The organism is Pseudomonas sp. GW822-FHT04H02, assembly GCF_058800645.1.
Genome location: NZ_JBXAMM010000004.1, coordinates 649,107 through 663,493 on the forward strand (window position 1 = coordinate 649,107; position 14,387 = coordinate 663,493).

General features: G+C 60.4%; 13 protein-coding genes. 10 read left to right on the forward strand and 3 right to left on the reverse strand.

The annotated features are described in order from the left end of the window. Nucleotides 1-276: 276 nt before the first annotated feature. From trxB to infA, 4 genes are all read left to right on the forward strand, one after another. Nucleotides 277-1,227, forward strand: coding sequence for a thioredoxin-disulfide reductase (trxB, locus tag AC1RMG_RS20380; RefSeq protein ID WP_015636286.1), 951 nt, complete (start codon nt 277-279; stop codon nt 1,225-1,227). A 72-nt stretch (nt 1,228-1,299) separates the two neighbouring features. Continuing rightward, nucleotides 1,300-1,980 (forward strand): leucyl/phenylalanyl-tRNA--protein transferase, encoded by a 681-nt coding sequence (gene aat, locus AC1RMG_RS20385; protein ID WP_053152680.1) that lies wholly within the window; start codon nt 1,300-1,302, stop codon nt 1,978-1,980. Between the two features lie 58 nt (nt 1,981-2,038). Then, complete coding sequence (locus AC1RMG_RS20390; protein WP_015636288.1) at nt 2,039-2,746, forward strand: arginyltransferase; 708 nt, start codon at nt 2,039-2,041, stop codon at nt 2,744-2,746. 100 nt (nt 2,747-2,846) lie between these two features. Beyond that, entirely contained in the window at nt 2,847-3,065 is a 219-nt protein-coding gene (gene infA / locus AC1RMG_RS20395; RefSeq protein WP_002553999.1) for a translation initiation factor IF-1, read from the forward strand. A gap of 127 nt (nt 3,066-3,192) precedes the next feature. Here the strand turns inward: infA and clpA are convergent, their stop codons facing one another. Continuing rightward, nucleotides 3,193-5,463, reverse strand: a complete 2,271-nt coding sequence (clpA, locus tag AC1RMG_RS20400) for an ATP-dependent Clp protease ATP-binding subunit ClpA (protein ID WP_011062172.1) — start codon at nt 5,461-5,463, stop codon at nt 3,193-3,195. A 29-nt stretch (nt 5,464-5,492) separates the two neighbouring features. Then, a complete protein-coding gene (clpS, locus tag AC1RMG_RS20405; RefSeq protein WP_011062173.1) occupies nt 5,493-5,855 on the reverse strand; it encodes an ATP-dependent Clp protease adapter ClpS in 363 nt (120 codons plus the stop codon). A gap of 218 nt (nt 5,856-6,073) precedes the next feature. Between clpS and cspD the strand changes: the two genes are divergently transcribed. Beyond that, nucleotides 6,074-6,337 carry a cold shock domain-containing protein CspD gene (gene cspD, locus AC1RMG_RS20410; RefSeq protein ID WP_019092905.1) on the forward strand — a complete coding sequence of 88 codons (264 nt, stop codon included), beginning with the start codon at nt 6,074-6,076 and terminating at the stop codon, nt 6,335-6,337. Nucleotides 6,338-6,416: 79 nt separating this feature from the next. On the opposite strand, the gene icd is transcribed toward cspD, so the two are convergent. Continuing rightward, nucleotides 6,417-7,673, reverse strand: a complete 1,257-nt coding sequence (gene icd, locus AC1RMG_RS20415) for an NADP-dependent isocitrate dehydrogenase (RefSeq protein WP_011062175.1) — start codon at nt 7,671-7,673, stop codon at nt 6,417-6,419. Nucleotides 7,674-8,177: 504 nt separating this feature from the next. Here icd and AC1RMG_RS20420 point away from each other — a divergent pair. The 5 genes from AC1RMG_RS20420 (at nt 8,178) to purB (ending at nt 14,312) form a co-directional block, all read left to right on the forward strand. Beyond that, nucleotides 8,178-10,403: an NADP-dependent isocitrate dehydrogenase gene (locus AC1RMG_RS20420; RefSeq protein ID WP_123727936.1), complete on the forward strand. Its 2,226-nt coding sequence runs from the start codon at nt 8,178-8,180 to the stop codon at nt 10,401-10,403. A gap of 147 nt (nt 10,404-10,550) precedes the next feature. Continuing rightward, a complete protein-coding gene (locus AC1RMG_RS20425; protein WP_011062177.1) occupies nt 10,551-10,997 on the forward strand; it encodes an NUDIX hydrolase in 447 nt (148 codons plus the stop codon). Nucleotides 10,998-11,068: 71 nt separating this feature from the next. After that, nucleotides 11,069-12,202, forward strand: a complete 1,134-nt coding sequence (gene mnmA / locus AC1RMG_RS20430) for a tRNA 2-thiouridine(34) synthase MnmA (RefSeq protein WP_015636291.1) — start codon at nt 11,069-11,071, stop codon at nt 12,200-12,202. Next, nucleotides 12,199-12,822 (forward strand): high frequency lysogenization protein HflD, encoded by a 624-nt coding sequence (gene hflD / locus AC1RMG_RS20435; protein ID WP_011062179.1) that lies wholly within the window; start codon nt 12,199-12,201, stop codon nt 12,820-12,822. The genes mnmA and hflD overlap by 4 nt, the downstream gene beginning before the upstream one ends. Before the next feature lie 119 nt (nt 12,823-12,941). Next, a complete protein-coding gene (gene purB / locus AC1RMG_RS20440) occupies nt 12,942-14,312 on the forward strand; it encodes an adenylosuccinate lyase (protein ID WP_019092906.1) in 1,371 nt (456 codons plus the stop codon). Nucleotides 14,313-14,387 lie beyond the last annotated feature (75 nt).

The following is a 14,387-nucleotide window of genomic DNA, read 5'->3' on the forward strand; positions in this document are numbered from 1 at the left end:
CAAGGGCGCGTCCAACGGGTGATTGACTACAAGATACTGCTCAATCCGAGCAGGTAAATAAAGTTGACCGGCGTAACTGGGGCTACTTTTAACACTCTGCCCCTTGCTTCTGAAACAGTGCAATTCTGAATAAACCCGGTACAGCGTCGTATTGTACGGGTTTGTTCACGCCATGCCACGTCGGAACCCTCCGACCAGGATAGTCAACGGCCTGTTACGCACTGTTCAATTGGAGCATGCATTCTCTTTTGTGACAAAGGCTTATGAGGTGTTTTTATGAACGATGCGAAGCATTCACGCCTGATCATTCTGGGCTCTGGCCCTGCCGGTTACAGCGCTGCCGTCTATGCCGCTCGGGCCAACCTCAAACCGACGGTGATCACCGGTTTGCAAGCCGGCGGCCAACTGACCACCACCACCGAAGTCGACAACTGGCCCGGCGATGTCGAAGGCTTGACCGGCCCGGTGCTGATGGAGCGGATGCAGAGACACGCCGAACGCTTCGACACCGAGATCGTCTATGACCACATCCACACCGCACAGTTGCAGCAGCGGCCGTTTATCCTCATCGGCGACAGCGGCACCTACAGTTGCGACGCGCTGATCATCGCCACCGGCGCCTCGGCGCAATACCTGGGCCTGCCCTCCGAAGAAGCCTTTGCCGGCAAGGGGGTTTCCGCCTGCGCCACCTGCGATGGCTTCTTCTACCGCAATCAGGTGGTGGCCGTGGTGGGCGGCGGCAACACCGCCGTGGAGGAAGCACTGTACCTGTCGAACATCGCCAAAGAAGTGCACCTGGTGCATCGCCGCGACAAGCTGCGGGCCGAGAAGATTCTCCAGGACAAGCTGTTCGACAAGGCCGCCAATGGCAATATCCGCCTGCACTGGAACCAGCACCTGGAGGAAGTGCTGGGCGATGCCAGCGGCGTGACCGGCGCCCGCCTCAAGGACAGCCACAGCGGAGAAACCAAGGATCTGGCACTGGCCGGGGTGTTTATCGCCATCGGCCACAAGCCCAATACCGATCTGTTCCAGGGCCAACTGGAGATGCGCGACGGCTACCTGCTGGTGCGTGGCGGCAGCGAAGGCAATGCCACGGCCACCGGCATCCAGGGCGTATTTGCCGCCGGCGACGTGGCCGACCACGTCTATCGCCAGGCCATCACTTCGGCCGGCGCCGGCTGCATGGCAGCGCTGGATGCGGAAAAATTCCTCGACGACAACTAAGCCCTCGCCCTACGCTTGTGGCGGGCCCGCAATGGCTCGCCACCGCCCTCCCCTGCCGCAAGTCTGGATACCATGCTGACCTGGTTACAACGCAACACACTCGACTTCCCGCCGCTGGAAAAGGCCATGCGCGAGCCCAATGGCTTGCTGGCCGCGGGCGGAGACTTGTCTGCCGACCGCCTGATCCAGGCCTATCGTCACGGCTGCTTTCCCTGGTTTTCCGAAGGCCAGCCGATTCTCTGGTGGTCCCCCGATCCGCGCACAGTGTTATTCCCGGACGAACTGCATGTCTCCCGCAGCCTGGGCAAACTGTTGCGCAAACAACGCTATCAGGTGACCTTCGATCGGGACTTTGCCGCAGTCATCAGCGCCTGTGCAGCGCCTCGCGCCTATGCCGACGGCACCTGGATCAGCGAAGCGATGCAACGCGCCTACCTGCAACTGCATCAACGCGGCTACGCCCATTCGGTGGAAGTCTGGGATCAGGGAGTGCTGGTGGGCGGCTTGTATGGACTGGCCATGGGGCAGCTGTTTTTCGGCGAGTCGATGTTCAGCCGCGCCGACAATGCCTCGAAATTCGGCTTTGCCACTCTGGTGGAACGCTTGAAGGCGTGGGGATTTGTGCTGATCGACTGCCAGATGCCCACCGAACACCTGCACAGCCTCGGCGCCCGATCCATTTCCCGGCCAGAGTTCGCGAATTACCTGAAACACCACCTGGACCTGCCGAGCCGCGCCATATGGGTTTCCTAGGCGGGTTTGCCGGGGGTGGCTTACACTTAATTGCAAAGCTTATTCCGAGGGTTGACTCATGACCGAGTTGGCGCGCCTGAAGTTCTATGCCACCCAACCCCACTCTTGCAGCTACCTGCCCGACGAACAGGCGACCACTCTGTTCCTCGATCCCAGCCAGCCCATGGACGTGCATGTCTACGCGGATCTGTCGGAAATGGGCTTTCGGCGCAGCGGCGATCATCTGTATCGCCCCCACTGCCAGAACTGCAACGCCTGCGTGCCGGCGCGCATTCCTGCTACACAGTTCCTGCCCAGCCGCCAGCAAAAGCGCATTCTAAAACGCAACAGCGACCTGACCGTACACGCGGCCAAACCCTGCTTCAGCGAAGAGTATTTCGACCTCTACCAGCGCTACATCGAGCAACGCCACGCCGATGGCGACATGTTTCCCCCAAGCCGCGACCAGTTCTCGACCTTCCTGGTTCGAGACCTGCCCTTCTCGCGCTTCTACGAGTTCCGCCTGGACGGCCGCCTGCTGGCCGTGGCGGTCACCGACCTGCTGCCCAATGGCCTGTCGGCGGTCTACACCTTCTATGAACCCGACGAAGAGCGCCGCAGCCTCGGGCGCTTTGCGATCCTTTGGCAAATCGGCGAAACCCTGCGCCTCGGGCTAGATGCGGTGTACCTCGGCTACTGGATCAAGAACTGCAAAAAGATGAACTACAAGACCCAATATCGCCCCATAGAGCTGCTGGTTAACCAGAGATGGGTGATCCTCAACTAGAAGGTCTTGGCTTAAACCCCACTTTTCGGGCACAATGCACGCCGCTTTTGCCTGGCGCAGTTGCACCGGGCCATTCATTGGACACCGAGGGCTTTACTGCATGTCGAAAGAAGACAGCTTCGAAATGGAAGGCACTGTCGTCGACACCCTGCCCAACACCATGTTTCGTGTGGAGTTGGAAAATGGGCACGTCGTAACCGCGCATATTTCCGGCAAGATGCGCAAGAACTACATTCGTATTCTTACCGGTGACAAAGTGCGCGTCGAGCTGACGCCCTATGACTTGAGCAAAGGGCGCATCACTTACCGCGCTCGCTAAGCAAGTCAATACAAGACGCCCGGTTATGCCGGGCGTTTTTGTTCGTCTGCAAAAAAACGTTTCAAACGCCAGATAGCACAAAGGCACCTCCCGGTGCCTTTGGCTGTACTGCTGTGTTATGCGGCGATCAAGCCATTTCCGCCGTGGTCTCGAAATCGAAGGTCAGCTCGCCATCCTTGATGTCGATGTGGACCACACCGCCATGGTCGGACAGCTCGCCAAACAGGATCTCCTCGGCCAAGGGACGCTTGATCTTGTCCTGGATCAAGCGCGCCATCGGACGGGCGCCCATGGTCACGTCGTAACCACCGGCGGCCAGCCAGCTGCGAGCGGCATCGGTCACTTCCAGCTGCACGCGCTTGTCTTCCAGCTGCGCCTGAAGCTCGGTAAGGAACTTGTCCACCACGCTCTTGATCACTTCGTGGCTCAGGCGACCGAACTGGATAATGGTGTCCAGACGGTTGCGGAACTCCGGCGTGAAGCTCTTCTTGATCACTTCCATGGCATCGGAAGAGTGATCCTGATGCGTGAAGCCGATGGAGGCTCGCGCCGCGGTTTCAGCACCGGCGTTGGTGGTCATGATGACGATCACATTGCGGAAATCCGCCTTGCGCCCGTTGTTGTCGGTCAGGGTCCCGTGGTCCATCACCTGCAGCAGCAGGTTGAAGACTTCCGGGTGGGCCTTCTCGATTTCATCGAGCAGCAATACGCAATGCGGCTGCTTGGTGATGGCCTCGGTCAGCAAGCCACCCTGGTCGAAACCGACATAGCCGGGAGGCGCACCAATCAAGCGCGAGACGGTGTGCCGCTCCATGTACTCGGACATGTCGAAGCGTACCAGCTCGATCCCCATGGCCTTGGCCAACTGCCGCGCCGCTTCGGTCTTGCCGACACCGGTAGGACCGGCGAACAGGAAGGAACCGACCGGTTTGTCCGGCGATTTCAGGCCTGCACGGGACAGCTTGATCGCGGTGGACAGCGAATCGATCGCCGCATCCTGGCCAAACACCGTCAGCTTGAGATCGCGCTCGAGATTGCGCAGCAGCTCTTTATCGGAACTGGTGACGTGTTTTGGTGGAATCCGCGCGATTTTCGCCACGATGTCTTCGACCTGGGCCACTTCGATGCGCTTCACGCGCTTCTCCGCCGGCTGCAGGCGCTGATAGGCTCCTGCCTCGTCGATGACGTCGATGGCCTTGTCCGGCATATGCCGGTCATTGATATAGCGAGAGGCCAATTCTGCAGCGGCACGCAGGGCTTCATCACTGTATTCGATACTGTGATGCTGCTCGAAACGCCCCTTGAGGCCGCGCAGGATGCCAATGGTGTCTTCAACCGAGGGCTCGGACACATCGACTTTCTGGAAGCGCCGCGCCAAGGCCCGGTCCTTCTCGAAAATGCCACGGAACTCCTGGAAGGTAGTCGAGCCGATGCAACGGATATCACCCGAGGACAGCAGCGGCTTGAGCAGGTTCGAGGCGTCCATCACCCCACCGGAGGCCGCACCGGCACCGATGATGGTGTGGATTTCGTCGATGAACAGGATCGCCTGAGGGCGTTTTTTCAGTTCGCCCAGCAGCGCCTTGAAGCGCTTCTCGAAATCGCCGCGGTATTTGGTACCGGCCAGCAACGCCCCGAGATCCAGCGAGTAGACGACGCTGTTGACCAGCAGGTCCGGCACTTGATTGTCGACGATGCGCTTGGCCAGGCCCTCGGCAATCGCGGTCTTGCCCACGCCTGCCTCACCCACCAGCAGCGGGTTGTTCTTGCGCCGGCGCGCCAGGATCTGCGCTACGCGCTCGACTTCCTGCTCGCGCCCTACCAACGGATCAATGCGGCCCTGACGGGCCAGCTCATTGAGGTTGCTGGCATAGGCATCCAGAGGATTGCCCGAAGAAGACGACTCACCACCCTCTTCGTCCTGCATATCCTGCTCACCTTCAGAATGATCGCCATGCCCGGGCACCTTGGAGATGCCATGGGCGATGTAGTTGACCACGTCGATACGGGCAACGCTCTGCTGTTTCAGCAGGAACACCGCCTGGCTCTCTTGCTCACTGAAGATTGCCACCAGCACATTGGCACCGGTGACTTCACGCTTGCCCGAGCTCTGTACGTGAAAGACAGCACGTTGCAATACACGCTGGAAACCCAGGGTTGGCTGAGTTTCGCGATCCTCGTCGTGCACGGGAATCAGCGGCGTTGTGGAGTCGATGAACTCCTGCAGGTCGTGCTTGAGTTTGTCGAGGTTTGCTCCGCAGGCACGTAAAACGGTGGCGGCGGCCTCATTATCCAAAAGAGCCAACAGGAGATGCTCGACGGTCATGAACTCATGACGCTTCGAACGGGCCTCCTTGAAGGCGAGATTGAGGGTGACTTCGAGCTCGCGGTTTAACATAGCTTCACCTCATACCCAAGTGGTCGGCGTTAACCGTCCTTCTCGATTTCACAGAGTAGCGGATGCTGGCTTTCCCGGGCGTACTGGTTGACCTGCATGGCCTTGGTCTCGGCGATGTCGCGGGTAAACAATCCACACACTGCCCGCCCTTCGGTATGGACGGCCAGCATGACCTTGGTCGCCAGCTCGCGATTCAGGTTAAAAAACATCTCGAGCACTTCGACGACGAAATCCATCGGCGTGTAGTCATCGTTGAACAAAACCACCTTGTACATCGGCGGCGCCTGGAGAGCAGGCTTAGCCTCCTGTACTGCCAAGCCAGCGGAATCGTCGTCGTGCAAGTCCGGGCGATCCTGATTGAATGTTAGTCGAATCTGGCTGATTGCATGCATGGAAAGAAAGGTTCGTCAGTTGTGCAAATACAGTGGTGGGGGCGCCCTGGAAGGATTTCAACTCCGACCGCCGGGTCAACTTGACTATCGGCAAAACGGTGTTACAACCAATAGGGCCCACATTGGGTAATAAACGTCCGCGGCGTCAACCTTTTTACCAAGCTTGGCGGCGGATGAACTGGATGATACTCCAGTGATGGAGTCTGTTGCAGAGGGATATGAGTATGGCTAGCGGTAAGGTCAAGTGGTTCAACAACGCCAAGGGTTATGGCTTTATTAATGAGGAGGGCAAGACTGACGATCTGTTTGCCCATTACTCGGCCATCGATATGGATGGCTACAAGACCTTGAAAGCCGGACAGGCTGTGAGCTTCGAGATCATCCAAGGGCCCAAGGGCCTGCATGCGATCAAAATCAGCGCGTTGAAGGTGCCCGGCGAAATCGTCACCGCCGAGGCCCAGCCCGAAAGTGCCCTGAGCTGATCCAACCAACATCCAGTCATAAAAAAACCGGCCGACTCAAGGGATTGAGTCGGCCGGTTTGCTTTGGGCGCCGTACAGCTTACATGTGCGAGATCAGCGCATCGCCGAAGGCCGAGGAAGACAGCAGGGTTGCGCCGTCCATCAGGCGTTCGAAGTCATAGGTCACGGTCTTGGCCGAGATTGCGCCATTGGTGCCCTTGATGATCAGGTCGGCCGCTTCGGTCCAGCCCATGTGGCGCAACATCATCTCTGCGGAGAGGATCAGCGAACCCGGGTTGACCTGGTCCTTGCCGGCATACTTGGGCGCGGTACCGTGGGTGGCTTCGAACATGGCCACGGTATCGGACAGGTTGGCGCCTGGTGCAATGCCGATGCCGCCCACTTCCGCCGCCAGGGCGTCGGACAGGTAGTCACCGTTGAGGTTGAGGGTCGCGATCACATCGTATTCGGCCGGGCGCAGCAGGATCTGCTGGAGCATGGCGTCGGCGATGGCATCCTTGACGATGACGTTCTTGCCGGTTTTCGGGTTCTTGAACTGCATCCAGGGACCGCCGTCCAGCAGGGTCGCGCCGAACTCTTCGGCCGCCACTTCGTAGGCCCATTCCTTGAAGGCACCTTCGGTGAACTTCATGATGTTGCCTTTGTGCACGATGGTCAGCGAGTCGCGGTCGTTATCCACTACATATTGCAGCGCCTTGCGCGCCAGACGCTTGGTGCCCTGCAGGGAAACCGGCTTGACGCCGATGCCGCAGTTTTCGTCGAAACGGATCTTGGTGACACCCATTTCCTCCTTGAGGAACTTGATGACCTTGGTGGCTTCTGCCGAGCCGGCTTTCCACTCGATGCCGGCGTAAATGTCTTCGGAGTTTTCACGGAAGATGGTCATGTCCACGTCACCCGGCTTCTTCACCGGGCTGGGCACGCCTTCGAACCAGCGCACAGGGCGCAGGCATACATAAAGATCGAGTTGCTGACGCAGGGCCACGTTCAGGGAACGGATGCCACCACCGACCGGAGTGGTCAGCGGGCCCTTGATGGAAACCACGTAATCCTTCACTGCGTCCAGGGTTTCCTGAGGAAGCCAGGTGTCCTGGTCGTACACTTGAGTCGCTTTTTCCCCGGCATACACTTCCATCCAGGAAATCTTGCGTTCGCCGCCGTAAGCCTTCTTAACCGCAGCATCGACAACCTTGATCATGACCGGGCTGATATCAACACCAATACCGTCGCCTTCGATGAAAGGAATAATCGGGTTGTTAGGAACATTGAGAGAATGGTCTGCGTTGACGGTGATTTTGTCGCCGACTGCTGGAACCTGAATCTTCTTGTATCCCATGCTGAACTCCGTTGTGTGGATTGAACATCTGGCTGCGTTCGAGCGTACCCCAGTTGAATCTGGACGGGAACCTCATGTTCCACCCATATGCCGTGAAAGCTGCACAGTTCGCGGCCTACAAGCCTGAAAGCAAAGGGAAAAGTGCCAAAGTAAAGCACCCCGAGCGACTCTACGCCTGCACCCTGCCTGCGACCTTTAGACCAATGGACGAGAACGGGCGCCTATGAAGCATCGGCGTTTTGCTAGCTACCTATGTATAATGCCGCCGCTGACCACAGAGTCACGACGGCCGAACGCTCTGCTACCGACAAAACAAGCCGAGAATGGCCGCCCAAAGCCGGGTTGTTACCGCAGCCCACCCGCTTGACGCTCGACTGATGCACCCAACATCACCGCGAAGAAACCTCGACATTCGGCTCATGGATGACCTTTGAACGAAAGCGCTTACCCGGCGCACCTCGAGTTTCTGCGCACGCTTTAGCAAAGAAGAGAGTTAATCCGAATATGCCCACCCGCTCGAAGATCATCTACACCTTCACCGACGAAGCCCCGGCCCTCGCCACCTATTCCCTGCTGCCTATCGTAGAAGCCTTCACCGCTTCGGCTGATATCGCCGTGGAAACCCGCGACATCTCCCTGGCCGGCCGCATCCTCGCCAGCTTCCCTGAGCAGTTGGGTACCAAAGCGGTGCCGGACCACCTTGCCGAACTGGGCGAGCTGGCGGTCACCCCAGAAGCCAACATCATCAAGCTGCCGAACATCAGCGCCTCGGTCCCGCAACTGCAAGCCGCGATCAAAGAGCTGCAGGCCCAGGGCTATGCGCTGCCGGACTACCCAGAAACCGTGACCTGCGACGCCGACAAAGACGCCAAGGCGCGTTACGACAAGGTCAAGGGCAGCGCCGTGAACCCGGTCCTGCGTGAAGGCAACTCCGACCGCCGCGCTCCGCTGTCGGTGAAGAACTATGCGCGCAAGCACCCGCACAAGATGGGCGCCTGGGCCAAGGACTCCAAGTCCCACGTTGCCCACATGAGCAACGGCGACTTCTACGGCAGCGAAAAAGCCGCCCTGATCGAAGCAGCCGACAGCGTCAAGATCGAACTGATCGCCCTGGACGGCACTGCCACCGTCCTGAAGGAAAAGACCGCCGTGCAAGCCGGCGAGATCCTCGACTGCGCCGTAATGAGCAAAAAGGCCCTGCGCGCCTTCATCGCCGCTGAAATCGAAGACGCCAAGAAGCAAGGCGTACTGCTCTCGGTACACCTCAAGGCCACCATGATGAAGGTCTCCGACCCGATCATGTTCGGCCAGATCGTTGCCGAGTTCTATCAGGATGCCCTGAGCAAGCACGCCACCGTGCTGCAGGAAATCGGCTTCAACCTGAACAACGGCATCGGCGACCTGTACGCCCGCATCAAGGCGCTGCCGGCCGACCAGCAAGCTGCGATCGAAGCCGACATCCAGGCCGTCTACGCTGCCCGCCCTGCCCTGGCCATGGTCAACTCCGACAAAGGCATCACCAACCTGCACGTGCCGAGCGACGTGATCGTCGACGCCTCGATGCCTGCCATGATCCGTGACTCTGGCAAGATGTGGGGCACCGACGGCCAGCTGCACGACACCAAGGCCGTGATCCCGGACCGTTGCTACGCCACTATCTACCAGGCCGTGATCGAAGACTGCAAAGCCAATGGCGCGTTCGATCCGACCACCATGGGCAGCGTGCCGAACGTTGGCCTGATGGCGAAAAAAGCCGAAGAATATGGCTCCCACGACAAGACTTTCGAAATCAAGGCTGACGGCGTGGTTCGCGTCACCGACAGCAAAGGCAGCCTGCTGCTGGAGCAGAAAGTCGAAGCCGGCGACATCTTCCGCATGTGCCAGACCAAAGACGCGCCGATCCAGGACTGGGTCAAACTGGCGGTCAACCGTGCTCGTGCCAGCAGCACTCCGGCCATTTTCTGGCTGGACCCGATGCGTGCCCACGACGGCGTGATGATCGAGAAAGTTCAGGCCTACCTGAAGGATCACGACACCAGCGACCTGGACATCCGCATCATGTCCCCGGTTGAAGCCATGAAGTTCACCCTGGCCCGCACCCGCGACGGCAAGGACACCATCTCGGTGACCGGCAACGTACTGCGCGACTACCTGACCGACCTGTTCCCGATCATGGAACTGGGCACCAGCGCCAAGATGCTGTCGATCGTGCCGCTGATGAACGGTGGCGGCCTGTTCGAAACCGGCGCCGGCGGTTCGGCTCCCAAACACGTACAGCAGCTGCTGGAAGAGAACTTCCTGCGCTGGGACTCCCTGGGTGAGTTCCTGGCCCTGGCAGCCTCCCTGGAGCACCTGGGCAACACCTACAACAACCCGAAAGCCCTGGTGCTGGCCAAGACCCTGGACCAGGCGACCGGCCAGTTCCTCGACAACAACAAGTCGCCATCGCGCAAGGTCGGCAACATCGACAACCGCGGCAGCCACTTCTACCTGGCGCTGTACTGGGCTCAAGCCCTGGCCGCCCAGACCGAGGACGCTGCCCTGCAAGCGCAGTTCAGCACCCTGGCCAAGACCCTGACCGAGAACGAAGCGACCATCGTCGCCGAGCTCAACGCCGTACAGGGCAAGCCCGTGGACATCGGTGGCTACTACAGCGCCAACCCCGAGCTGGTGAGCCAGGCCATGCGCCCGAGCGCCACCCTCAACGCGGCCATCGCTGCGCTGGTGTAAGCACGAGCGAACACACAAACCCCGGCCCCGCGCCGGGGTTTGTGCTTCTGGAGTCCGCAGCAACCGGCCTGTCGGCGAAAAAGACAGCGCTCGCTTCGCCGGCAAGCCGGCTCCTACAATGCTCACCCTTTATAAAGGAGTGCCTTTATGGAATGGCAACCGCATATTACTGTCGCCACCATCGTCGAGGACCAGGGCCGCTTCCTGTTCGTCGAGGAATACCAGGGCGAACAAGCCGTGCTCAACCAGCCCGCCGGGCACCTGGACGCCAATGAAAGCCTGCTCCAGGCGGCCGTACGCGAAACCCTGGAGGAAACCGGCTGGGATGTGGAGTTGACCGGCGTAGTCGGCATCTACCTCTACACCGCCCCCAGCAACGGCGTGACCTACCAGCGCGTGTGCTTTGCCGCCAAGCCACTGCGCCATCATCCGGACTATCAGTTGGATGACGGCATCATCGGCCCGCGCTGGCTGAGCCGCGAGCAACTGCTGGAGCAACGGGCCAACTGGCGCAGCGAGCTGATCCTGCAGTGCCTGGACGATTACCTGGATGGCCAGTTGCACAGCCTGGCACTGATCCGACCAATGCTTTAACCGCAGTTTTAGCCTTGCAGGCCTCAGCCTGTTAGAATCGCGTCCTTTTTCAAGACACCCGTTGAATTCCTATGCGTGATCCAGCCCCTTCTGATAACCAAAAGAAGCGCGTCATTGTCGGCATGTCCGGCGGCGTGGATTCTTCCGTTTCCGCCCTCCTGCTGATGGAGCAGGGTTACCAGGTGGAAGGCCTGTTCATGAAGAACTGGGAGGAAGACGACGGAACCGAATACTGCACCGCCATGGACGACCTGGCCGACGCCCAGGCCGTGTGCGACAAGATTGGCATCAAGCTGCACACCGCCAACTTCGCCGCCGAATACTGGGACAACGTGTTCGAGCACTTCCTGGCCGAATACAAGGCCGGCCGCACGCCGAACCCGGATATCCTCTGCAACCGCGAAATCAAGTTCAAGGCCTTCCTCGACTACGCCATGATGCTCGGCGCCGACCTGATCGCCACCGGCCACTATGTGCGCCGCCGCGACATCGACGGCCGCACCGAACTGCTCAAGGGCCTGGACCCGAACAAGGACCAGAGCTACTTCCTCCACGCCGTTGGCGGCGAGCAGATCGCCAAGACCCTGTTCCCGGTAGGCGAGCTGGAAAAGCCCGAAGTGCGCGCCATTGCCGAAAAACACGACCTGGCCACGGCGAAGAAGAAAGACTCCACCGGCATCTGCTTTATCGGTGAGCGGCGCTTCAGCGACTTCCTCAAGCAATACCTGCCGGCCCAGCCCGGCGAGATCAAGACCACCGAAGGTGAAGTCATCGGCCGCCATCACGGCTTGATGTACCACACCATCGGCCAGCGCCAGGGCCTGGGCATCGGCGGCCTGAAAGACGCCGGCGAAGAGCCGTGGTACGTGCTGATCAAGGACCTGGAGCACAACGAGCTGATCGTGGGCCAGGGCAATGATCACCCCTGGCTGTTCTCCCGCGCCCTGCTGGCCTCCGACATCTATTGGGTCAACCCCATCGACCTGAGCCAGCCGCGACGCCTGACCGCCAAGGTACGCTACCGCCAGAGCGACCAGCCCTGCACCCTGGAAAAGACCGCCAACGGCTACCGCGCCACCTTCGACGACCCACAGCGCGCCGTCACTCCCGGCCAGTCCGTGGTGTTCTACGACGGCGAGATCTGCCTCGGTGGCGGCGTGATCGAAGTGGCCGAACCCTGGAGCAGCAAGGACGCCCGTCCATGAGCCCGATTCAGGAACAACTGACGGCGCTGGGCGGTGTATTCCTGGCCGCCGTACTGGTGGACCGGATCGCCAAGACCGGCCAGGTCAGCGAGGCGGCCTTGAGCTGCATGCTCGGCAGCCTGCTGATCCGCGACCCGAAAGACACCCTGGAAGTCTACGGCGGCGACGACATCAACCTGCGCGAGGGTTACCGGGCCCTGATTGGCGCCCTGGAGCGCGACCCCAGCACCCTGCAGCGCGAACCGCTGCGCTACGCTTTGTCGATGCTCGGCCTGGAGCGCCAGCTGGCCAAGCGCGACGACCTGCTGGAGACCATCGGCAAACGCCTGCCGCAGATCCAGTCCCAGGTAGAACATTTCGGTCCAGCTCACGAAAACGTCATCGCCGCGTGCGGCGGGCTGTACCAGGACACCCTGAGCACCCTGCGCCAGCGCATTCAGGTGCACGGCGACATGCGCAACCTGCAGCAGCCCAGCAATGCCTCGAAGATCCGCGCCCTGCTGCTGGCCGGCATCCGCTCGGCACGCCTGTGGCGACAGCTGGGCGGCCATCGGTGGCAACTGGTGATCAGCCGGCGCAAATTGCTCAAAGAGCTTTATCCGTTGATGCGCAGCAGCTGAGCTGCGCCTGATTTTTCAAGAGCTGCGCGTAAGACGCTGGTCAGTTGGCAACGGACCGGCGGATATTTTCATGTATGATACGCGCCCCATTTCGTTGCCCGACTGTCCGAGAACACCCCATGCAGCTCTCTTCGCTCACTGCGGTTTCCCCTGTTGACGGCCGCTACGCCGGCAAAACCCAGGCCCTGCGCCCCATTTTCAGCGAATACGGCCTGATCCGTGCTCGCGTCCTCGTTGAAGTGCGCTGGCTCCAGCGCCTGGCCGCCCATAGCGCCATCAGCGAAGTGCCGGCGTTCTCCGCCGAAGCCAACGCCGTGCTCAATGCCCTGGCAGAGAACTTCTCGCTGGAGCACGCCGAGCGCGTCAAAGAGATCGAGCGCACCACCAACCACGACGTCAAGGCCATCGAGTACCTGCTCAAGGAGCAAGCTGCCAAGTTGCCTGAACTGGCCAACGTCAGTGAGTTCATCCACTTCGCCTGCACCAGCGAGGACATCAACAACCTGTCCCACGCCCTGATGCTGCGCGAAGGCCGTGATGAAGTGATGCTGCCGCTGATGCGCCAGACCGCCAACGCCATCCGCGAACTGGCGATCCGTTTCGCTGAAGTGCCGATGCTGTCGCGCACCCACGGCCAGCCGGCCTCGCCGACCACCCTGGGCAAGGAGCTGGCCAACGTCGTGTACCGCCTGGAGCGCCAGATCGCCCAGGTCGCTGCCGTGCCGCTGCTGGGCAAGATCAACGGCGCCGTGGGCAACTACAACGCCCACCTCTCGGCCTACCCGGACATCGACTGGGAAGCCAACGCCCGCGCCTTCATCGAAGACGAGCTGGGCCTGGCCTTCAACCCCTACACCACGCAGATCGAGCCGCACGACTACATCGCCGAGCTGTTCGACGCCATCGCCCGCTTCAACACCATCCTGATCGACTTCGATCGCGATATCTGGGGCTACATCTCCCTGGGCTACTTCAAGCAGCGCACCATTGCCGGCGAAATCGGTTCCTCGACCATGCCGCACAAGGTCAACCCGATCGACTTCGAAAACTCCGAAGGCAACCTGGGCATCGCCAACGCACTGTTCCAGCACCTGGCAAGCAAGCTGCCGATCTCCCGCTGGCAGCGCGACCTGACTGACTCCACCGTATTGCGCAACCTGGGCGTGGGCTTTGCTCACAGCGTGATTGCCTACGAGGCCAGCCTCAAGGGCATCAGCAAACTGGAGCTCAACGCCCAGAAAATCGCCGAAGACCTGGACGCCTGCTGGGAAGTCCTGGCCGAGCCGATCCAGACCGTGATGCGCCGCTACAACATCGAAAACCCCTACGAAAAGCTCAAGGAACTGACGCGCGGCAAGGGCATCAGCCCAGAAGCGCTGCAGACTTTCATCGACGGGCTGGACATGCCCGCCGCGGCCAAGGCCGAGCTGAAACAGCTCACCCCGGCCAGCTACATCGGTAATGCCGCAGCCCAGGCCAAGCGCATCTGACCGATTGCTCGACCTTTTGACGCCCGGCCGCGCCGGGCGTTTTTATTCCTGCTAGAAAAGTACACTTTTTCAATA